21 protein-coding genes are annotated in these 20,160 nt (G+C 39.0%); 14 read left to right on the forward strand and 7 right to left on the reverse strand.

The annotated features are described in order from the left end of the window. Positions 1-15 precede the first annotated feature (15 nt). From ASU02_RS01745 to ASU02_RS01755, 3 genes are read left to right on the forward strand one after another with little or no spacing between them, the layout of a single operon-like run. Positions 16-963 (forward strand): ABC transporter permease, encoded by a 948-nt coding sequence (locus ASU02_RS01745; RefSeq protein ID WP_057760325.1) that lies wholly within the window; start codon positions 16-18, stop codon positions 961-963. Between the two features lie 24 nt (positions 964-987). Continuing rightward, positions 988-1,881: an ABC transporter permease gene (locus tag ASU02_RS01750; protein WP_057760328.1), complete on the forward strand. Its 894-nt coding sequence runs from the start codon at positions 988-990 to the stop codon at positions 1,879-1,881. Positions 1,882-1,898: 17 nt separating this feature from the next. Next, a complete protein-coding gene (locus ASU02_RS01755; protein ID WP_057760329.1) occupies positions 1,899-2,750 on the forward strand; it encodes an alpha/beta fold hydrolase in 852 nt (283 codons plus the stop codon). 94 nt (positions 2,751-2,844) lie between these two features. On the opposite strand, the gene ASU02_RS27320 is transcribed toward ASU02_RS01755, so the two are convergent. Then, on the reverse strand, positions 2,845-3,018 hold the full coding sequence (locus tag ASU02_RS27320) for a helix-turn-helix domain-containing protein (protein ID WP_157684472.1): 174 nt from the start codon (positions 3,016-3,018) through the stop codon (positions 2,845-2,847). Positions 3,019-3,665: 647 nt separating this feature from the next. Then, positions 3,666-4,187, reverse strand: a complete 522-nt coding sequence (locus ASU02_RS01760) for a hypothetical protein (protein WP_057760331.1) — start codon at positions 4,185-4,187, stop codon at positions 3,666-3,668. A gap of 510 nt (positions 4,188-4,697) precedes the next feature. Here ASU02_RS01760 and ASU02_RS01765 point away from each other — a divergent pair. From ASU02_RS01765 to ASU02_RS01785, 5 genes are all read left to right on the forward strand, one after another. Next, entirely contained in the window at positions 4,698-5,255 is a 558-nt protein-coding gene (locus ASU02_RS01765; protein WP_082631661.1) for a YitT family protein, read from the forward strand. 164 nt (positions 5,256-5,419) lie between these two features. Continuing rightward, complete coding sequence (locus ASU02_RS01770; protein ID WP_057760335.1) at positions 5,420-5,971, forward strand: cysteine hydrolase family protein; 552 nt, start codon at positions 5,420-5,422, stop codon at positions 5,969-5,971. 80 nt (positions 5,972-6,051) lie between these two features. Further along, positions 6,052-6,477, forward strand: a complete 426-nt coding sequence (locus ASU02_RS01775; RefSeq protein WP_057760337.1) for a hypothetical protein — start codon at positions 6,052-6,054, stop codon at positions 6,475-6,477. Between the two features lie 123 nt (positions 6,478-6,600). After that, positions 6,601-7,392: a hypothetical protein gene (locus tag ASU02_RS01780; RefSeq protein ID WP_057760339.1), complete on the forward strand. Its 792-nt coding sequence runs from the start codon at positions 6,601-6,603 to the stop codon at positions 7,390-7,392. Further along, on the forward strand, positions 7,389-7,667 hold the full coding sequence (locus tag ASU02_RS01785; RefSeq protein ID WP_057760342.1) for a hypothetical protein: 279 nt from the start codon (positions 7,389-7,391) through the stop codon (positions 7,665-7,667). The genes ASU02_RS01780 and ASU02_RS01785 overlap by 4 nt, the downstream gene beginning before the upstream one ends. Positions 7,668-7,739: 72 nt before the next feature. Here ASU02_RS01785 and ASU02_RS01790 read toward each other — a convergent pair whose 3' ends face one another. After that, positions 7,740-8,810 carry a C40 family peptidase gene (locus tag ASU02_RS01790; RefSeq protein WP_057760344.1) on the reverse strand — a complete coding sequence of 357 codons (1,071 nt, stop codon included), beginning with the start codon at positions 8,808-8,810 and terminating at the stop codon, positions 7,740-7,742. A 330-nt stretch (positions 8,811-9,140) separates the two neighbouring features. On the opposite strand from ASU02_RS01790, the gene ASU02_RS01795 reads away from it, so the two are divergent. Beyond that, the gene (locus ASU02_RS01795; protein ID WP_057760346.1) at positions 9,141-9,506 is read left to right on the forward strand and encodes a hypothetical protein; all 366 of its coding nucleotides are present in this window, start codon (positions 9,141-9,143) and stop codon (positions 9,504-9,506) included. Positions 9,507-9,675: 169 nt separating this feature from the next. On the opposite strand, the gene ASU02_RS25610 is transcribed toward ASU02_RS01795, so the two are convergent. Together ASU02_RS25610 and ASU02_RS01800 are read right to left on the reverse strand one after the other, a co-directional pair. Further along, on the reverse strand, positions 9,676-9,837 hold the full coding sequence (locus tag ASU02_RS25610) for an Arc family DNA-binding protein (RefSeq protein ID WP_075209255.1): 162 nt from the start codon (positions 9,835-9,837) through the stop codon (positions 9,676-9,678). A 12-nt stretch (positions 9,838-9,849) separates the two neighbouring features. Then, positions 9,850-10,692 (reverse strand): SPFH domain-containing protein, encoded by an 843-nt coding sequence (locus ASU02_RS01800; protein WP_057760348.1) that lies wholly within the window; start codon positions 10,690-10,692, stop codon positions 9,850-9,852. A 288-nt stretch (positions 10,693-10,980) separates the two neighbouring features. Here ASU02_RS01800 and ASU02_RS01805 point away from each other — a divergent pair, with 288 nt between their 5' ends. From ASU02_RS01805 to ASU02_RS01815, 3 genes are read left to right on the forward strand one after another with little or no spacing between them, the layout of a single operon-like run. Next, a complete protein-coding gene (locus tag ASU02_RS01805; protein WP_057760350.1) occupies positions 10,981-11,265 on the forward strand; it encodes a YhdT family protein in 285 nt (94 codons plus the stop codon). A gap of 11 nt (positions 11,266-11,276) precedes the next feature. Beyond that, positions 11,277-12,770: a sodium/pantothenate symporter gene (panF, locus tag ASU02_RS01810; protein WP_057760352.1), complete on the forward strand. Its 1,494-nt coding sequence runs from the start codon at positions 11,277-11,279 to the stop codon at positions 12,768-12,770. Positions 12,771-12,816: 46 nt separating this feature from the next. Continuing rightward, entirely contained in the window at positions 12,817-14,424 is a 1,608-nt protein-coding gene (locus ASU02_RS01815) for an N-acyl-D-amino-acid deacylase family protein (RefSeq protein ID WP_057760354.1), read from the forward strand. Positions 14,425-14,608: 184 nt separating this feature from the next. On the opposite strand, the gene ASU02_RS01820 is transcribed toward ASU02_RS01815, so the two are convergent. Beyond that, entirely contained in the window at positions 14,609-14,974 is a 366-nt protein-coding gene (locus ASU02_RS01820; protein WP_057760356.1) for a general stress protein, read from the reverse strand. Positions 14,975-15,196: 222 nt separating this feature from the next. Here ASU02_RS01820 and ASU02_RS26295 point away from each other — a divergent pair, with 222 nt between their 5' ends. Both ASU02_RS26295 and ASU02_RS01830 read left to right on the forward strand, forming a co-directional pair. Beyond that, a complete protein-coding gene (locus ASU02_RS26295; RefSeq protein WP_057760358.1) occupies positions 15,197-15,940 on the forward strand; it encodes a phage tail protein in 744 nt (247 codons plus the stop codon). Continuing rightward, a complete protein-coding gene (locus ASU02_RS01830; protein WP_057760360.1) occupies positions 15,941-18,718 on the forward strand; it encodes a discoidin domain-containing protein in 2,778 nt (925 codons plus the stop codon). A 311-nt stretch (positions 18,719-19,029) separates the two neighbouring features. On the opposite strand, the gene ASU02_RS01835 is transcribed toward ASU02_RS01830, so the two are convergent. After that, complete coding sequence (locus ASU02_RS01835) at positions 19,030-19,875, reverse strand: MurR/RpiR family transcriptional regulator (RefSeq protein ID WP_057760362.1); 846 nt, start codon at positions 19,873-19,875, stop codon at positions 19,030-19,032. Between the last annotated feature and the right edge of the window lie 285 nt (positions 19,876-20,160).

Below are 20,160 nucleotides of genomic sequence, written 5' to 3' on the forward strand. Positions count from 1 at the left end.
TAAGGAGGAGATGAAGTGCTAAGATTTTTGCTTAATCGATTGGGACAAAGTGTTGTGCTGCTGCTTATTGTTACAGTCATCACCTTTTTTCTAATTAACCTCGCCCCCGGTGGACCAGCAAGCACGATGAGAATGGAAGCATCTCCGGAAGAACGTCAAGCAATGATCGAGAAATTAGGATTGGATCAGCCAATATATGTACGGTATATAGACTGGATTACACATGCGGTTCAAGGCGATCTTGGTATATCCTTCACTTCAAGTGAGCCAGTCATCCAGCGGATCTCAGAACGTCTTCCTTATACAATTGAATTAACGGTTTTCACTATTGTCATTTCTGTTATTGTTGGCATACTTTTGGGGGTATTATCTGCCATTAAACGAGGGAAGGCACAGGATCATATCATTAACTTTATGAGTGTCATTGGCTTGTCTGTACCAGCGTTTTGGCTAGGACTCATGCTAATCCTGCTGTTTTCAATTACCCTTGGCTGGCTGCCTTCATCAGGTGTTGGCTCTCGTGGTGCAGATTTTGATTTATGGGGCTGGATCTCTCATTTAATTTTGCCTGTACTGATTTTAACTACGACGGTACTGCCGAACATTGTTCGCTTTACTCGTTCATCCATGCTTGAAGTTATCTCTCAAAACTATATTCGAACGGTTCGGGCAAAGGGAGCAAAAGAATCAATTGTCTTATATGTCCATGCTTTGCGTAATGCTTTAATCCCTGTCGTTACAATCATAGGTGTTCTCATTCCCCGTCTGTTAAGCGGCGCAGTCATTACTGAAGCGATTTTTGGATGGACAGGAATTGGAACGTTAATAATTGAAGCGGCGAGAGGAAGAGATTATCCGCTTGTGATGGGTGTAACGGTCATGATTACGATTGTGGTTGTTGTGTGTAATTTATTTGTTGATCTTGTTTATTCTCGAATTGATCCAAGAGTGAAAAATGTATAAACAGATCTTGGGAGGTGAGAAGAAATGGAGGCTTCTACTCAAACTAATGTGACGAGCGGAGTAGCGGTGAAGGCTAAAAAGAGGAAGAACACGCTGCTTAATCGCTTGCGCCAAAATAAAGTAGCCTATTTTTCCTTATGGTTTTTGATTGTTTTACATGTAGTTGTATTTATTGGTCCTTTCATATGGACGGCAAATCCTGAAGAGCTGCAAGAAGTAGGGGCACTAGCTAGCTGGTCATTGCAGCATCCATTCGGTACAGATGACCTTGGCCGTGATGTATTTGCCAGAATGCTTCATGGAGGAAGGGTGACATTGCTAGTAGGCTTAGCAGCCATGCTGTTCTCTTTACTCATTGGCACCTTTGTTGGCGCATGTGCTGGATTTTTTGGGAAAGTTGTAGAATCGATATTTATGAGAATTACAGAGGCTATGATGGCGATTCCGAATTTTTTCTTTGTTCTTGTTGCCTTAACGGTTCTTGGTACAAGCCCGATTATGGTTATTGTAGTCATTGCTTTATCTAGCTGGATGGAAATTGCGAGAGTTGTATACGGGGAGACCCTGAAATGGAAGGAGTATGAATTTGTTGAGGCAGCTAATGCATCTGGTGCAAAGTCGATGAGAATTTTAACAAGATACATTATTCCTCAAATTATTCCTTCTATTATTGTATCAGGTACCTTAACAATTGCCGCAGCTATTCTAACGGAGAGTGCCATCAGTTATTTAGGATTGGGAATACAGCCTCCGACTCCAACATGGGGCAATATGCTGCAAAATTCGCAGCAATATATTTGGACGGCACCTGTACTTGGGATTTTGCCAGGGGCTGCCATTACCATCGCAGTACTTGCTTATAATTTCTTAGGGGATGGCCTGCGTGATGCACTTGATCCACGATTTGTTAAAAAATAATGAAAGGAGCTGCGACAATGTTTATTACGATTAACGATAACGAGCTTTACTATGAAATTCATGGGAACCCTGATGGAGAGACTATATTTTTTATCCATGGAGCTCCGGGTTTAAGTGATTGCCGCGGGGATATTAAAGCCTTTTTCCCACTAGGTGATACATATCGTCTTGTATTTATGGATATGCGGGGATCTGGCCGATCAGGCGGAAATCCGCCATTTACACATGAGCAATGGACAGCAGATATTGAAGAAATGAGGAAAACCTTAGTCGGCGGACCGATTAAAATTCTAGGTGGATCCTATGGTGGATTTCTAACGCTTGAGTATGTGCTGCGCTATCCAGAAAATGTCACCCATGTTTTATTAAGGGATACTTCTGCCAATAGTGAATTTGACCATCTATCCGTTGACCGCGCTTTAGAAAGTAATTTGCCAGGCATAACAGAGGAAGGCATCCGCCGATTATTCGATGGGAAAGTCGCCTCGAATGAAGAACTAAGGGAGATGTTTACTGCTATCCAACCGCTTTATACAGTCGAATTTGACGCAGAAGCAGTCCAAGCACGCCTGGATTCTATCTACTATCGATATGAGACGCATAATTTTGCTTTTCGCTACAATAAACCAGCGTTTAATCTAGTTCCTGATTTGCACAAAATATCTGTTCCTACATTAGTGACCGTCGGCAGGCATGACTGGATTACACCAGTAGTTTGCTCAGAGCTCATTGCAGAAAAAGTGCCTAACTCAAAACTAGTTATCTTTGAAAATAGCGGACACTCCCCTCAGCAAGAGGAAAATGAAGCATATATAAAGTTGGTTCAGGGATTTCTTAATACGGATTCTTTAATGGAGAAAAAACTTTGACGCAATTAATTAAACCTAACTATATTAGTGACGGTAGTTTAGTATTCTAGTGGAGAAAAATGATCTGTTTTTCTCCACTTTTTTGTGTTATTAATTATTTTTTCTGATTGCCTAAACATTTCATTTTTCTAATTAAACTCGCATGATCTAAGCCAAGGTGTAAAGCAGCGGAACGGATGATTTTCGCTTGTTCAATCATCTCCACGATTTGTTCTTTTTCAACCGCCCTTAATGATTCCTTTAAGGCTATATTATGTATGGATTCCAAAGCCCCAACTGGGTCGGAGACCAGTAAAAGGGTCCTTCATCGGTAGAATGAAAGCCCAAACTATGTCGGAAACCAGTGAAAGGGTCCTTCATCGGTAGAATGAAAGCCCAAACTGAGTCGGAAACCAATGAAAGGGTCCTTCATCGGTAGAATGAAAGCCCCAACTGGGTCGGAAACCAGTGAAAAGGTCCTTCATCGAGTGAATGAAAGGCCCAAACTAGATCGGAAACCAGTGAAAAGGTCCTTCATCGAGTGAATGAAAGGCCCAAACTAGATCAGAAACCATAGAAAAGATCCTTCATTGGTTGAATGAAAGCCCAAACTGGGTTGGAAACCAATGAAAGAGTCCTTCATTGAGGCGGCAGACATGACTGGGTTACACTAGTGGTTTGCTAAGAGCTCATTACTGAGAAGGTACCAATTTCAAAACTCGTAATCTTTGAAAATAGCACACATCCCCTTAGTAAGAGGAAAATGAGGCATTTATAAAGTTAGTTCGAGAAATCCTTCATACGGATTATTGATGAGAAATCAACTTTGACCCATTCATTCATAAAATGCCAATTTGGGAATAATAATCTTGTTTATTCGTGGACCTAGTCTAGTTTCTGCAAGTATCATTTTCCTTTTATTAGCTGCTGAGCTTATTACTCCTTTTCTATCTCTAAAAAGTCATTTCCTTGTTGCAATAAAGTACTTGCTTCAGTTAAATTGGAACTCATATTTGTGAATATATCCTCATTATTATTTTCGATGCCAAGTTGAACTTGTTTATAAATAGAAGTCATTATTTCAAAACACTTGGTATAACTTTCTATGGACCCAGCAAACTTCTTCTGCAATTCTGGGGTTAAAAAGTTCCTATTTCTATAATATAAGGAAGCAGACATATTAATTTCTGAGACAGCATCTTGAATGTTACTTCTCCAATCAATATCATTAATATTAATTTCTTCAACTAATGTCAGCATGCTGTCTATACTTGCTTCCATAGTATTTGCGGAATTGCTAGATACTAGTATGTAGTCCCTTTCTAGCGTATATGGATCAATACCGGTTATTCCTTTGTTGATTTCCTCTTTCTTTTGAGTTTTGTCAGAGAAATTTGAGCATCCTGGTATTACACTTAATATGATAATAAAATAGATTGCAACAAATTTTTTAAGCAAAGTTAATTCCCCCCTTTTTAGATCCATTTAATAGAGTACCAAATGCGACTAAAATTTGTAAATCCAAATTAATATATTAAGCTAGTTTATAAATAGTTGATTTTATTGGGGGTATTTAGGAGTTATTTTTGCCTGTGGTGAAAAATAATCTGCACTTTTATATGAAGTTGGCGGAGGGTAGTCATTGGAAAAAATTCAACATATATGTTGGTTAAAACTCTATCTAAGAAGAACTTAATCTTGTCCCGCCAATTTAAGGTGAATTGTATAAGCATACCTTTATAAATGAAGAAAACTCTGTAGAAAATAGATTCTCTTCAGAGTTTTTTTATAGCCTAAACTCAGATAGCTGTGAAATAAGGATAGTTTCCCTGTTCTCTCTATTCAAGGGAAATTAGCTAAAAACTAAGCAACATTCGCAGAATCATCCCTATGTTTTTCGCATGTTCTCTGGACAATCCTCATATGGATAAGTGAGTGTTTTTTGTCTGAAAATATGGGGTGGTCGAAATGTTTGGTAGAATAGCTGCAGTTGTGCTTGGAAGCATGCTGCTGGGAATTGGAATTAATGGTTTCTTAATTCCGCATCATTTACTCGATGGTGGAATTATCGGCCTTGCCCTCATTTTGCATTATTATTTTGATTTTCAAGCGGGACTGTGGTCGGCATTGTTAAGTGTCCCTCTTATTCTCTATGCATGGGTGAAAGATAGACCTCAATTTCACGGCAGTGTTTACGGGATGATCGTGACAGCGATCTTTATTGATATTTTTTCCCCCATTCAATTTACCCTGCCGATCTGGGCGAGTGCTATTTTAGGAGGGGTGATTTGCGGAATTGGAGTTGGAATGATGCTCCGTTATAAGACAAGCACTGGAGGCACTGACTTGATCGCTTATTTCATAGCCCAAAAAAGGCCGATAAATATTGGACTGCTTATCGTGTTAATGGATGTTTGCATAGTCGGTCTAGGATATCAGGTTTTGGGCCTGCAGAGTGTTATGTTTTCCAGCATCACCATATTAACTGCGGGTGTCTGTGCAAATATCTGTTATGAAGGATTCTAAAACACAAACGACTAGGGTTTTATGAATCGGAGTTTCCTATGATTAAAATTAAAACCTTAAAAATATACATAGTATATTTTCTAGCCATTGGAAGAAAGTTGCTAAAAATCCACCCCTGAATTACCATTTAATTAGTAATGATAAACTAAATGGGGTGAGCAAATATGCCAAAACGCGCATTAATTAATATTGACTACACTGAAGATTTCGTCGCAACGAATGGAGCTTTAACATGTGGAGAGCCAGGGCAGGCGCTAGAGGATAAAATGGTTGAATTAACAAAGGAATTTCTTTCAAAAGGGGACTATACCGTGTTTGCAGTTGATGTCCATGAGGAAAGAGACCCGTATCATCCAGAAACAAAACTGTTTCCTCCTCATAATATCCGTCATACAAGAGGCAGAGATTTATACGGTGCCTTAAAAGAACTGTATGAAACAAATAAAGAATCGGAAAATGTATACTTTATGGACAAAACAAGATATTCGGCATTTGCAGGAACAGATCTAGAAATGAAACTGCGTGAGCGTGGAATTGAAGAGATTCATTTAGTAGGGGTTTGCACCGATATTTGTGTGCTTCACACTGCGGTGGATGCTTATAACAAAGGGTTTAAAATTGTTGTTCATCAAGAGGCAGTAGCATCCTTTAATCAAGCAGGGCATGAGTGGGCATTAAGCCATTTTGAAGGATCACTTGGAGCAACGGTTATTTAATTGTGTAGCGTGCTAATTAAAATTTATGAATATCAGAAAAAAGTGATTCCTGAATTCCAAAACCATAACGGGGTGAAGCAGTGAAGAAATTAATGCTCTTGTCATTTATGCTTTTGCTGCTAGTGGGCTGTAACGGCAACGATAGCAAATTGACATTTTCAGAGATTCATCTGGAAAAGGCAAGTGCCAAAGTGAAAGACTTTATTACGCAGATGGAAATAAATGAAGATGGAACAGGGAATGGGATATATGTTCTAAATGGTAAGAAGGATAAGTTTTACTTATTCTTAAGCCAGGAATTTCTTGATAAAGGGAAGAGCTTTGGTTCAATCGATGTGAAAGAAGAAGAGAATACACTTACTATTTACTTGAATGAGAGCTCCGATATAGGACAGGAAGATCAAGTATCGTATAAATTATACGAAATTAACAGACTGAAAGACTACGAGTTCCTTCGCGTATTTAAAAATGGCAAAGAGACACATATCCAAACGGTTGGAGTCTAAGTGTCAGTGGGGACATGAAAATGATAGAACGGATATATTTTACGTAAAATTATCCAGTTAACATGCCCCGTTTTCCTCCGATATATATATCATGTTTCAAAGAAGAACATCGGAGGCTTAGGCATGAAGGGAAAAATGCTTATTACAGTATTAACGATTCCTGTATTACTTTTATCGACCGTATCCACTTCTGCAGTTACTCAGAAAGTGATGTGGGGGAAGACGGAATTAAAGCAGGGCCAAATTGGCAAGGTAACCGTATTAAGTCCAACACCAATCTACCAATATAATCCAGATCACCTCTTAAGTAAATTGGATAGAACGCTTAACAAGAGTGAGGAATATAGAGTTTACAGTATGAAAGAGTTTGATGCCGGATATTATGGTCTAGGCGGCGGTTTGTTCGTGGAAAAATCAAATGCTGTAAAATATGAAACGCCTTCTAAATATAAATTGACCTTATTAGAGCAACAATCACATCCAGAATCAGCAGGGAAGGTCTATCCAGACGGATGGGCAGCACCCGTATTGAAATCTGCTTGGAGTCAAAATCAAGCAACAAACTTTGAAACCCTTCAAAATGAACTTGGATTTACAGGTGATGGACATTTCTTCGATATTCAGGAAAAGCCGCAGGCAATCGTAGTTAATGGTGGTTCAGAGGGAAATGAGGTAACCATTAAGTTCTATATGTGGAATGCGCCTTCCATGGAACAGGGTTATCGAATTCCAGTTGTTGCTAAAGAACTGTTTAAATTATATTTTGGTAATGATGCGACTCGTGTTTGGAAGTACTTTAATACAGGTAACATTCCCGATCATTTCACTGCAAATGGAAGAAGCGTAAAGGCTACTGCTAATGACCTAGAGGGAAGTCTTTATCTTTATGTGGGTAAAAAAAATACTTCAAAATGACGGCTAAGGGGATAAATAATGAGGTTAGACCGGCATTATTGCCTTACATTCACGAACAGTTTGGTGATACAGCCGAAGCTTCCATTCAGTACTCAATCAGTGAAAGAAAAGCAGCTATCAATGTTCGTCTGGGTAAAGAGAAAAAGAAAAGTGACAGGGAAGTTTTTTCTAATTTGGTTACTTATTTAAAAGATGAGATAAAACTTGAACATGCAGCTGTTTTAATGATTTATACGGATGAAAATGAAGAATATATTTGGAATGATGACTTTTAAATAGGGGTGCATGTTACAAAAAAAGGATCAACCTTTCCTTCAGGAAGATTGATCCTTTTTCATGTAGGCAGATTAATAGAATCTCTTAAACCCATCAAAATGCTTCTGGTAGTAAGCATCACTTAGCTTCGTAATCATTACCCCTTTTGACGAGCTGGCATGAATAAACTGGTTGTCGCCTAAGTAAATACCCATATGGGAGATTCCTGGCTTATACGTATTTTCAAAAAAGACCAGATCTCCAGGCTGAGGGGTATCCACATAATAGGAACGGCTATAATAGCCCTCAGAGGAAAGGCGATTAATCGTTTTTCCGGCTTTGTTAAAAGCATAATAAATAAATCCGCTGCAATCGAAGCCACTCACGCTAGTACCGCCATATACGTAAGGTGTACCGATTAGTTTGATTGCTTCACTTAATAAAGGCATATCTGTATTCGTAACCTGGTCACTGCTATCAGGCTTTGTCTCGGTTACGGAATTCCCCTGGCCATTGCCAGCAGGCTTTCCATTCTCGTTAACGAGTAATTTTTGCCCGACGTAAATTAAATCAGATTTTAAATTATTTATATTCTGGAGCTGCTGAACCGTTGTTCCGAATTGAGAAGCGATTTTTGATAGGCTATCACCGTTTTTTACTATGTATGCTGATTGATTGCTATTTACCGAAGGGGCAGGAGTGGGAGCAGGTAAGGATTCCTCCACTACAGGTGCTTTTGGTGGTGCTGCAGATGAAGCAGATACTTTCAAGCTTTGCCCTGGATAAATAATATCTGATTTTAAGCTATTCCAAGCGATGAGATCAGCCAATTTGATTCCATGCTTAGCAGCAATTTTGCTAAGATTGTCACCTTGAACGACTGTGTAGGCTTTTACATTTTGAGTCAAAGCGGCTGCTGCTGTTTTCTGAGCAATAGGGGCAACGGTTTGTACGGCTGCAACCTTTAGCGTTTGGTTATTAGCTAAGAAATCAGATGTTAAATTGTTTAATGACCTAAGCTCACCAATTGTCGTATTGTGCTTTTTAGCAATGCTAGAGAGGGTATCTCCTTTTTGTACCGTGTAGGTAGAAGCAAAGGCACTCGTTGTAAAGCTCGCTGATAAAAGAGCAGCTGTGGCTAAAGTCACGACTTTTTTCTTCATTCTTCTCTCAACCCTCCTAAAATAATCTATTTTATGCATATTCTATCATACAAAACGACATCTGGCACCATCTCTAGACAAAATTTACTGGTAAGAAAGGTTCGGGAGACGAAAGTCGCCCTACTTTTTTCGTGGAAAATGATAGAAAATCCCTTATTAAAAACGAACATACCTATTAATCAAACGTTTGATTAGCAGATGTGTTCGTATGTATGGCCTATAAAGTAAGCATTCAGTAAATGTGAACTACTTTTGTATTTTTTACATAACGACTGATTCGACAAGGAAGTCATTGATGTATAATAATGAGTATAGAGGAGGTGAGAAAAAATGAACGAAGAAAAAATAGAAAATATGTTATCTCAATTAATAAAAATGGTAGGAACCATGCGTTCAGATCAGCAAGAGATGAAACAAGACATGCAAGACATGAAACAGGATTATCAAGAGATGAAACAAGACATGCTGGACATGAAACAGGATCAACGAGAGATGAGACAGGACATGCAAGAAATGAAACAAGACCAAAAAGAACTTCATTTAAAAATAGAAAAGCTGGAGACGAAAAGCGAAGACCGTCATCAAGAAATAGTAGCCCGTTTCAAAGCACTGGAAAATGATCATGACTTTATATGGGAGAAAACTGCAAGGAATGAACGGGACCTAGCAAATATTAAGAGGCAAATAAATCAATAAACTCCATTTTGTATCCTCATCGTTTTCCACAGAATGATTTTTCTTCTTATGTAAATCTAGTATCTACCTAAATGCCAATCACTCTCCGGTGAAAAATTCATAAAACATAAAAGGAGAGTCGATCCTGTCACGATCTCTCTCCTTTGTCATTTCATTAATCATATTGAATTTACTCCTGCGACTTCTTCAGCCTTCCAGCTTTCTTAGCGGCATCACGAAGAAGAAATTCTATATGGCTATTTACACTTCTAAAATCATCAGCCGCCCACTTTTGTAAGATCTCATACAGTTCAGGGTCTAATCGTAATGGAAAACTTTTTTTCTTAGACATATTGCCCACTCATTAATATAGTGTCCCCGTATTAATAACAGGCTGGGCTGGCTTCTCTGCTACAATGGCTACTAATAAATTATTAACCATTTGCACTTTGCGTTCATCATCTAATTCAATCGTTTTATCCGCTTCTAACTGTCTAATCGCCATTTGTGCCATTCCAACCGCACCTTCAACAATTTTTTGACGGGCAGAGATGATGGCAGTTGCTTGTTGACGCTGCAGCATCGCTTGGGCAATCTCTGTTGAATAAGCAAGGTGAGTTAGTCTTGCTTCTATTACTTCAACTCCTGCTACATTCAGTCTATCTTGTAAATCAGCTGTCAATTCATTGGAAACCTCTTCTGCATTCCCTCTTAATGTAAGATCTGCATTCTCAAACGTATCATAAGGATACTTTGTTGCCACGTGGCGAATCGCTGTTTCACTTTGAATCTCAACAAATTCCTCATAATTGTCTACATCAAACACAGCCTTAGCAGAATCCACTACTTTAAAAACAATGACCGCTGCAATCTCAATCGGATTCCCTTCCACATCATTTACCTTCAAGCGCTTGCTATTAAAGTTTCGAACCCTTAGTGATACATTGCGTCTTAGTGAAAGCGGGACAGTCAAGTATAGCCCATTGGTACGAATCGAACCTAAATACTTACCGAAGAAAGTAACGACGGCAGCCTGATTGGGCTGAACGATTGTAATTCCGCTTGCCAAAAGGACGGCTATAGCAAGCAGGGGAATAGCAACGGCAAATAGCTCACTGATTAAAAGCCATACACCAAGTCCGAGCAGTACGATGATTGATAAAATTCCAATAAATCCATTCACCTGAAAGACGTTGTTTTCTTTCATTCTAATCACTCCTCACAATATCTAATTTATATTATTATGATATCACTTTTAGGAAAAATTGTAAAATGATATTTCTGAAAAAATGATGTTAAGTAAGGATAACTAGGTCATTAAGAGGGATTAAAAAGGGGATCGATCTATCCTTTTGACTATTTTTTATAATAGTACAAAAATTCATAATATTCTATTGACTTCTAACGAAGGCAAGACCTATACTTTTAAAAGAAGTGTTGACTGCAAAAAAATCAATGGAGAAGTTGAAACATCAATCAAAGGAGGCAGAGTTTATTGAAGGATCAAGTGGATTTCATCGAGGATAGCAGGTTTGCTCAATGTGATAAGGAAATGCGGGTGACGATGTGGTTATTTGTGATTAACATTTTTCTTGTAGGTGGGGTATCCCTATGGATTGGCCTAAACAAACCAGCAGCGTCCATGAATTATATTCTTGGCTTTCCTGCTTGGTTCTTCTGGGGTGGACTTGTAGGGAATGTGATTTTCTGTATTCTTCCTTATTTCATGGTGAAGTTTTTTTACAAGGATATGTCTATTGAAGCAGAGGATGAAGGGTAGGTGACAGTTTAATGAAATGGGATGTTCTCATACCGATATGTCTTGCTTTAATTGTTACCTTTGCAATCGGGATTTTACTGCATAAGCGTTTAAAGGTTAAGAATGCAAACTTTCAGGAGGATTACTTCATCGGCGGCAGATCTCTCGGTCCATTAGTATTAACATTTACTCTCCTAGCATCGGCAGCAAGTGCGGGTACATTTATTGGTTCGCCAGGTGTTGCTTATAATTCAGGTTTTAGCTGGATTCTTATTCTTCTGACACAAGTAGGGATGGGTGTATATATTTTAGGAATACTCGGGAAAAAGTTTGCCATTGTAGCAAGAAAAATTAATGCAGTTACATTAACAGACTTTTTTAAAGAAAGGTATCAAAGTAAAGCTGTCGTGCTGGGAAGCTCGATTGGGATTATTATTTTTATTAGTGCATACATGGTAGCCCAATTTGTAGGGGGAGCGCGGATTTTAGAATCCATTACAGGATTGCCTTATAAAACGGGGTTAATCATATTTGGTCTGGCTGTTGTTCTTTATACAGTATATGGCGGGTTTAGGGCTGTTGCAATAACGGACGCTATTCAGGGGATCATTATGATTTTAGGCGGAGTCTTGCTTTGGATCTTCTTTTTTATTAAGACAGAGGGTTTTAGCGGGTTAATCGGACAACTCGTAACAGAGCATCCAGAAATGGTAGAGCTGCCTGGACCTTCAGGGGCAACCCCATTAATGCTGTTTTCTTATTTTATGCTCTTTGGGATTGCTGCTATTGGGCTGCCGCATGCATCTGTCAGAGGAATGACCTTTAAAAATACGGAATCCATGCATAAATCAATTATTTACAGCGGGCTGATCATGGCGCTGTTTACCATTTTCTTTGCGACTCTTGGACCATTTGTAAAAGTACTATATCCGAATTTATCCGTACCTGATATGGCGTTGCCGACACTTATCCTGGATATCATGCCTGGCTGGGTGGCGGGCATCGTATTATCAGCTCCGCTCGCTGCTATTATGTCGACGGTTAACTCCATGCTGCTTGTAACTAGCGCCTCTGTTGTGAAGGATATTTATTTGAATTATATTAACCCGAAAGCCAGTGAAAGAAAGATTGCTAAACTATCATATTTTACGACTCTTATTATTGGGGTTGGCGTTGTCTTATTCGCTTTAACGCCTCCGGATTATCTGCAATTTATTGTAGTGTATGCAATAGGCGGGCTTGAAGCAACTTTCTTTGCTCCAATTGTCTTTGGCCTTTATTGGAAGAGAGCGACCACATGGGGTGCGATTATTTCAATGTACGCAGGCTTAATAAGCTATATCCTGCTGGGAGAATTATTTCCAAACCCATTTGGGATGCAAACGATCGTTACCTCGACAGCTGTTTCAATCTTTTTAATGATTGCTGTCAGTTACTTGTCAAAAAGACCATCACAGGAAGTCATTATTAAATTTTGGGGGTCGCAAAGTGCTGCAGCAAATCGTGGGGATAGATCTATAAGCTAGTTCTTATTTTCTTAAGAGAAAAATCAACTTATTAGGAGGATGCCTCATGTTTGATACGATTATTAAAGGTGGACAAATCTATGATGGAACGGAAAATCCTTGGACGAAATCGGATATTGGCATTAAAGAGGGTGTGATAAGTAAAATTGGCGATTTAAGCCGACAAGAGGCAAAGCAAGTCATTTATGCAGATAAACTAGCTGTAAGTCCAGGGTTTATTGATACCCATGTGCATTCTGATCTGCTTTGCATTAAACCAGAGATTCATAAAATTAAAGTTTTACAGGGAGTCACAACAGAATTGTTCGGGCAGGATGGAATCTCGGTTGCCCCCGTATCAGAAACAACAAAACCGCTATGGCAGAAGCAATTAAAAGGATTGAATGGAGATATTGGCGATTGGCCGTGGAATACAATTGAAGAGTATCTTGAGTTTCTGGAAGATTCAGATATAGCGGGAAATGCTGCCTATCTTGTCCCACATGGAGCTGTCCGGACATTGGTGATGGGGTTTGATGGGCGAAATGCCACGAAAGAAGAAATGGCAAAAATGAGAGAGCTTGTAGAAGAAGGCATGAAACAAGGGGCTGTTGGGTTATCATCAGGTCTTGTCTATCCGCCTAACGTTTTCTCATGCAAAGAGGAATTAATAGAGATTTGCAAAGGAGCAGCAAAATATGATGGATGTTTTGTTGTTCACATTCGTAATGAGAGCAATCAATCACTTGAGGCGTTAGAGGAAGTGATTGATGTGGCTAGACAATCTGGGGTACGGTTACATGTGTCCCATTTTAAAGTAGCAGGAAAGATCAATCGTTCAAAATACGAAAAAGCACTAGACAGAATGGACGAGGCGAGAAAAGAAGGAATCGAAGTAACCTTTGATCAATATCCATATACTGCAGGCTCTACTATTTTTCATGCGATCTTACCTCCTTGGATGCATTCTGGCGGAACAGCCGAACTTCTGGAGAAGTTAAAGGATACTGATACACAGGCACGTATTAAAGAAGATTTTAGGAATAACACTGATTATGAAAACTGGGTGCTAAACTGTGGATGGGAAAATATTACGCTTACCTCTGTATCGACTGAAAAAAATCGCTGGGTTGAAGGAAAGAATATGGGTGAGATTGCAAATTTACTAGAAGTTGAACCGGCTGATGCAGCATTTCAGCTTCTTCTAGAGGAAAACGCTGGGATCACCATGCTAATCCACTGGGGAGAGGAAGAGGTAATTACTGGAGGAATGCAGCATCCTTTACAAATTGTAGGTTCTGATGGGATTTTTGGAGGGAAGCCACATCCACGTCTATATGGCACGTATCCACGAGTATTAGGTTATTTTGTAAGAGACAAACAAGCCCTTACGCTTGAACAGGCTATTCGAAAAATGACAGGGGCCCCTGCACAATTGCTTCGTCTAAAGAATCGAGGATTGCTGAAAGAAGGATTTGCAGCAGATATTGTTATATTCGATCCGCTAACGATTAAAGATAACGCCACATATGAGGAGCCGCTGCAGGAACCATCAGGCATTCATTATGTATTTGTTAACGGCCAATTGGCTGTTGAAGATGGGAAGTTTTTAGGAGTAACAGCTGGTCAAGTGATAAGAAGAGAGCATGAATATACTACAAATGCTTCAATATAATAGCTACCATACCTAGATTGTCTAGCAAGTGGTTACGCTATTAAAATCATTATTTTGTTATGTGCGGATAAATAAGAGTCAAAAAACTCTGTGTGAAAAGCGTTAAACACATAAAAGGAATAGAGTATTGATTGTATAAAGGCTCTGCAGGGAAAATCCCCGCAGAGCCTTATTTTTTATTTCTTCAAATAGTTCTAGTATTCGATACGTATTCAGATTCTGACAACTTATTCAACGTAGCAACGATAACGATTTTTCCTCTATCAAGTTCTTCTTCGTATTGCTCCGCTTCTGCTGAAGTTAAACCGAGATTTTCAAAATGGCTGCGAAGCTCATTTCCCCGTGACTTAAATATGTTTGCAACGGTGTCCATAACTCCTTTTTCCTCTATATCCATGCTTTGAGTAAGTGTATCATCCGTTAATTCTTTGGAGAAATCTTTATCATGTGCAAAAACATATATTTGTTCCTTAGAATATCCATCAGCAGCTAGTTGAGATATTTTTTCCTGTACATCTAGAACATTATTGGCAACAAGTACTTTACGCATAACGATCATCCTCCGAAATTATTTTTTATTATTCAGTTGTCTTCTATGTACTTACCTTTTTTGATAGACTTGAAACATTTTTTAATAGAATAAAGAAAATTTACATAAAAATATAATATAATACTTGAAAGTAATATAATTAACAATATAATTAGAGTAATAATGTCGTAATTTGTATAAAACGGCAAATGGAAGGTGAAATAAACGAGAGGATGTGAAAGGTTGAAAAGGAAACTATTATTAGCAGCCGTAATGGGAATTTTATTATTTTTAAACGGAAATGAACTGAAGCATATCGCTGCAGCAGATGGAAGTTCAACGATTGAACGGTATGTGGGGGAAATTCGGCTATTTCCATATAGAGACTTTCGGATTATTGAAGATGGCTGGGAAGAGTTAAATGGCATGCAGAAGGTGCAGGAATTTAACTCAGATTTATATTCAGTTATTGGAACAGCATTTGGCGGTGATGATTTCTCCTTTTCTTTGCCTGATTTAAGAGGGGCAAATCCGTTGCCAAATATAAATTATATGATTTCGGTGAAGGGCTCATTGCCTGGTTCAGCTGATATTAAGTCCCATGCAGGGATGATGCTCTATCCTGGAATACTAAATAATGAGTTCATGGAAGCAAATGGGAATGGCCGTACACCTGACCTCCGTAACGCCAGCCCTTTCCCAGGGATAAACTATTATTACTCAGATAGTCCAAATGACTCGAATGTGTATATAGGAGAAATTCGACTATTTAAGAAGGAAGATATGAAAGACACAACAGGCTGGCTGCGATGTGATGGAGCAGAACTAAAGATATCAGAGCATAAAGCATTATTTTCACTTATAGGGAATAGATTTGGCGAAAGGAACGGGCAATACATGAATATTCCTAATTTAATAGATGCAGAACCCTCAGCAGATGTTTCTTATTACATCTCAATAAATGGGAAATTTCCGGGAGCTAAATAAATGGAGACACGAGAAAGGAATAATTTAATAGAAAAATTAACAGCTAAAGTAGTATTTCTAGGACTATTTTTAATAAGTATTCTTCTTGCTGTCCATTTGCCAGCAGCAATGGCAAGCACAGAAAATATTGCTAAGGGAAAACCAGTTGAGGCGAGTAGTTTTGTGGCTCCTTACAGTCCTGAAAGAGTTGTAGATGATCAAACGAATTATACAAGCCGGTGGTACGCCTCAGGAGAAAAAACCTACTGGATTAAGGTGGATTTACAATACTCTTCCATAATAACTGGCTGGGAGCTAACTAATTTAATGACCGATGATCTTATGAATAATGGTGTCATTGTAAGCCCAGCTGACTTTAAGCTTGAAGCAAGCACAGACGGAGTGAACTGGCTGGAAATTGACCGGATGAATGGCAATACGATGTCGACGCATACCAAAACATTTCCGGCGGCTAAAGCACGATATGTAAAGCTAACGATCACCAAAGGGAATAATGTGAATCATTTATGGACATCGATTAAAGAATTAAAGATATTCGGAACGCAGGAGATTGATTCGCCTAAGATAGATGTAGGGAAAGGGAAAATATTAAATACTTCACAAAGATTCCAATATAGCCTGAATTCTTCTAATGGGCTAGATGGGGAGTGGATTGATGCAGAGGATGGAGAAACGTCTGGGATCGTCTTTACACCAGGTAAAGTGTATATCCGTGAAAAGGCAAATCCTCAATCATACAAGCTTCTTTTAGATATACCTGAGACAGTCAGTCCGCCAAACGTTATCTTAGAAGAAGGTGGCGGAGAAGATGAATATGAACTGAAAAATGTAACTGAGCGGATGGAATATAGTCTTGATCAAGGACAAAGCTGGATTAAAGTGACAGCAGAATTAGCTTCCGGTATTGAAAAAATCAAGCTGTCTTCGGATTCAGAAGGAGTCATGGTAAGAGTAGCGGCAACTGAAAAGACACTAGCTTCTAAAACCAATCTATTATTTCCATCAGGAAGGGCATCCATTTCATCTACTCTTCCATTAGCAGAAAATACACTTGATCAAAGTGAAATGACTGTACAATTACTTCATTCTTCTTTTAAAAGCCAAGGGCTAAGCAGAGATGATTTTGAACTGGTTAATGGCCCTGCTGGTTTAAAAGTAGAAAGTATTCAGAGGATTGATAATAAGACAGTAAAGCTGCTGTTGTCCTTTAATGGAACTGATTTTAGTCAAGACTATCAATTAAAAGTAAAAGTTTTAGGGACAGCGACAATATCCGGTCAAGAGTTACTCTCAGGTAACTCCCTGACAATTACTGCTTTCCAAGTATCGAGTTCCATAATGTTATCCCAAGATGAAGAGATATGGGAGGGGGAGGAAAACGGAAAAAGCATTATTGTCACTGTAGATGGCAATTTATTTGTGGATGATTTAAATGCTTCAAATTGGGAGGTTCTAAATTTGCCTTCGGGCGTTTCTGTTGATCAAATTGTCAGAACGGGTTCCCATTCTGTTGAGGTAGTTCTTAAAGGGCAGGCCGTTCAAGCCTATGATGCTGATATTGGAAATGTAAGTGTGAGTATAGCAGGTCAGGAATTTATTCATCCGATTGCCGGAGATAAACTTACCGCAAGTAGTGGGATTTTGCTTAGAAGTATCATTGACTACTCTATGCAAATTGAAAAAATTGCATTCGAACAGACAGCATACAAGCTTTTAAAGGATCAAACCATTCAGCTGCATGTGTTTGCAGTGACACAAACTGGTGATAAGAAAGATATCACAAGATTTGTGAAATATCTTGTTCAACCGGTCGATGGGGGAAAGGTATTGGTTGATTCTAATGGATTGCTAAAAGGGATAACTGCTGGGAAAGCCAAGATCGTCGCAGCGTTTGGTATACAGTCAGCCACTATTGATGTGGAAGTGACTGAACTGATTCCAGATCCTGATCCGAAGCCAGATCCTGATCCGAAGCCAGACCCTGATCCGAAGCCTGATCCTGATCCGAAGCCAGATCCCGATCCAAAGCCAGATCCCGATCCAAAGCCAGACCCTGATCCGAAACCAGATCCCGATCCGAAGCCGGACCCTGATCCGAAACCAGATCCTGATCCGAAGCCAGATCCCGATCCAAAGCCTGACCCTGATCCGAAACCAGATCCCGATCCAAAGCCTGATCCTGGCCCTAAGCCAGATCCTGTTCCAGCTCCAGACGATACTTTCATAAATATTGTCTCACCGATCGAAGGCAGCAGAGGAGTATCGATTGAGATAAATGGAAATAAGCTGCTTTTAAATAAAAGCGATCTACCCGCATTAAAAAACAAAAAAATTGTTATTGAAAACTCTATTGCTAATGGGGAAGTATTTATCATTCGTTATGCACTTGCTGAAAAAGCTGCAAATGAAACAGATGCCCCAATAATCATAGAGCTGAAAGAACAAGTGAAAAAAGTGGTTGTTCTCTATGATGATCAGCCATATGAATATTTTCAGTCTAGCTTCAATGTTTCTCAAGATCGACAATGGATGATTGAAATGAATATTCCGATTGATCCTAAATTAGTGAATAGTGACAGTCTATCGGTTGTAAGTTCAAAGGGAGAAGCTGTTCAATTACGGTATAGAGTCAGTGAGGATAATAAAAAAATCACACTTATCCCAAATGATTTATATAAAAGCGGGGAAATATACCTCTTAACATTAAGCAAAGAGTTAAAAACACCTTCAGGCAAACCATTAAAAGTTCCGGTAAGGATGATATTTACAGTACAGTAATGCTCCGTTAACATTAAAATGGGCTCTGTATGAAGCAGAAGAATTTGAATAGAAAAGGAGAGTGGATCCCAAGATCACTCTCCTTTTTTTTATCTTATATTAAATAAAGGCTGTTTCTAAAAGATTGTTGCTTTAGAGAAATTTTCCGTTTACCAAAAAGACTAGTTGATTGGAGCGGAAGGTGCGAGACTCCTGCGGGAGGAGTGGGACAGATGAGACCCCACAGGAGCGTTAGCGACGAGGAGGCTCAGCGCCCACCCCGCGGGTCGCTGCCATCCTGGAGCGCAAATCAACTTCTACCCAATTATNNNCTAAATAAAAAAGTTCTCCGAGTTAAATCTGTCATAGTCATCTCGTCTTTTCTTAAACTCTGTTATATCAATGACAGATACCCCCGCAACAATGGTATTGACTAGTGAGAAAACAGCGGGTGCTGAATCAATCGTCGACCTTGGTGAGAGACCGATGGGAAATAGGACATCTGCGTATTCCGAGAGTGGTGAAAGGTCGGAGTCTGTAATGCCAATGACGAAAGCACCCTGTTTCTTTGCTGCCTCAGCTAACCTTAGGGTAGAGGGAGTATAGCGGTGAAAGGCGATCGCAATTAGTGTGCTCTCACTATTGAGCTTTGTGATCAAATGGTTAATATCATCAATGCCTGGCTGAATAAGCTGGGCATTCCCTCGAACAATATTGAGTGTGAAGGACAGCCAGTGAGCAACGGCAAATGAGGTTCTCATACCAGTGACTAAAACCTTGTTGGATTGATAGATTCTATCTACCGTGAGCTGAAGGTCCTCCTCTTTTATATTTTCTTTCATTTTCTGAATATGTTCTTGATGCTGCTGAAAGTTTTGTGCAAAAAAATTAGGCTTATTGACTAATTCTTCTTTGCCTGCTTGATATTCATGCAGGCTGCTCTTATGGAAAATTAAAAAGCTTCGAACCTCATTTTGTAATTCACTATAGCCGCTATACTCTAATGAGTAACAGAACCGAATAACGGTTGTTTCACTTACGCCAACTTCTTGTCCTAGCTGGCTCGCAGATTTCATGGCGAGAGCTTGCGGGTTATCTAGTACATATTTCCCTACTTTTTTCATCCCTGCTGATAAAGAAGAATACTTGTTTTTTATTCTCTCTTTAAAATTAATCATATATATGACTCCTTTAAAACGATTCATTAAATAAAATATTCGATGCCTTTTAATAGAATAAGCCCTATTTAAGCATAGGCCGCTTTTCCTTAACATTATCATTTTTAGGGGATAGCTGGCAATCAAGATTTTTAAAATAATAATTATTGCAAATAGACAGAATATATGATAAATTTGTCCAAAGTATAAACTTCATAGTGTTTAAATTAGAAGTATAGGCTTTATTTCTTGGGGTTAAGAGCCATGTTTTTCTGTATTTTTTCACTGGTTGTTTGAGAGCTGGAA

The sequence above is a fragment of the Cytobacillus praedii genome, assembly GCF_001439605.1.
Lineage (GTDB): Bacteria > Bacillota > Bacilli > Bacillales > Cytobacillaceae > Cytobacillus > Cytobacillus praedii.

Excerpts from the sequence above, each read along its gene's own strand:
- ASU02_RS01790 (WP_057760344.1), bottom strand. The coding sequence starts at position 8,810 with ATGAAGAAAAAAGTCGTGACTTTAGCCACAGCTGCTCTTTTATCAGCG.
- ASU02_RS01795 (WP_057760346.1), top strand. The coding sequence starts at position 9,141 with ATGAACGAAGAAAAAATAGAAAATATGTTATCTCAATTAATAAAAATG.
- ASU02_RS01780 (WP_057760339.1), top strand. The coding sequence starts at position 6,601 with ATGAAGGGAAAAATGCTTATTACAGTATTAACGATTCCTGTATTACTT.
- ASU02_RS01835 (WP_057760362.1), bottom strand. The coding sequence starts at position 19,875 with ATGATTAATTTTAAAGAGAGAATAAAAAACAAGTATTCTTCTTTATCA.
- ASU02_RS01815 (WP_057760354.1), top strand. The coding sequence starts at position 12,817 with ATGTTTGATACGATTATTAAAGGTGGACAAATCTATGATGGAACGGAA.
- panF (WP_057760352.1), top strand. The coding sequence starts at position 11,277 with ATGAAATGGGATGTTCTCATACCGATATGTCTTGCTTTAATTGTTACC.
- ASU02_RS01785 (WP_057760342.1), top strand. The coding sequence starts at position 7,389 with ATGACGGCTAAGGGGATAAATAATGAGGTTAGACCGGCATTATTGCCT.
- ASU02_RS01800 (WP_057760348.1), bottom strand. The coding sequence starts at position 10,692 with ATGAAAGAAAACAACGTCTTTCAGGTGAATGGATTTATTGGAATTTTA.
- ASU02_RS01765 (WP_082631661.1), top strand. The coding sequence starts at position 4,698 with ATGTTTGGTAGAATAGCTGCAGTTGTGCTTGGAAGCATGCTGCTGGGA.
- ASU02_RS01770 (WP_057760335.1), top strand. The coding sequence starts at position 5,420 with ATGCCAAAACGCGCATTAATTAATATTGACTACACTGAAGATTTCGTC.
- ASU02_RS01750 (WP_057760328.1), top strand. The coding sequence starts at position 988 with ATGGAGGCTTCTACTCAAACTAATGTGACGAGCGGAGTAGCGGTGAAG.
- ASU02_RS01755 (WP_057760329.1), top strand. The coding sequence starts at position 1,899 with ATGTTTATTACGATTAACGATAACGAGCTTTACTATGAAATTCATGGG.
- ASU02_RS01820 (WP_057760356.1), bottom strand. The coding sequence starts at position 14,974 with ATGCGTAAAGTACTTGTTGCCAATAATGTTCTAGATGTACAGGAAAAA.
- ASU02_RS25610 (WP_075209255.1), bottom strand. The coding sequence starts at position 9,837 with ATGTCTAAGAAAAAAAGTTTTCCATTACGATTAGACCCTGAACTGTAT.
- ASU02_RS01830 (WP_057760360.1), top strand. The coding sequence starts at position 15,941 with ATGGAGACACGAGAAAGGAATAATTTAATAGAAAAATTAACAGCTAAA.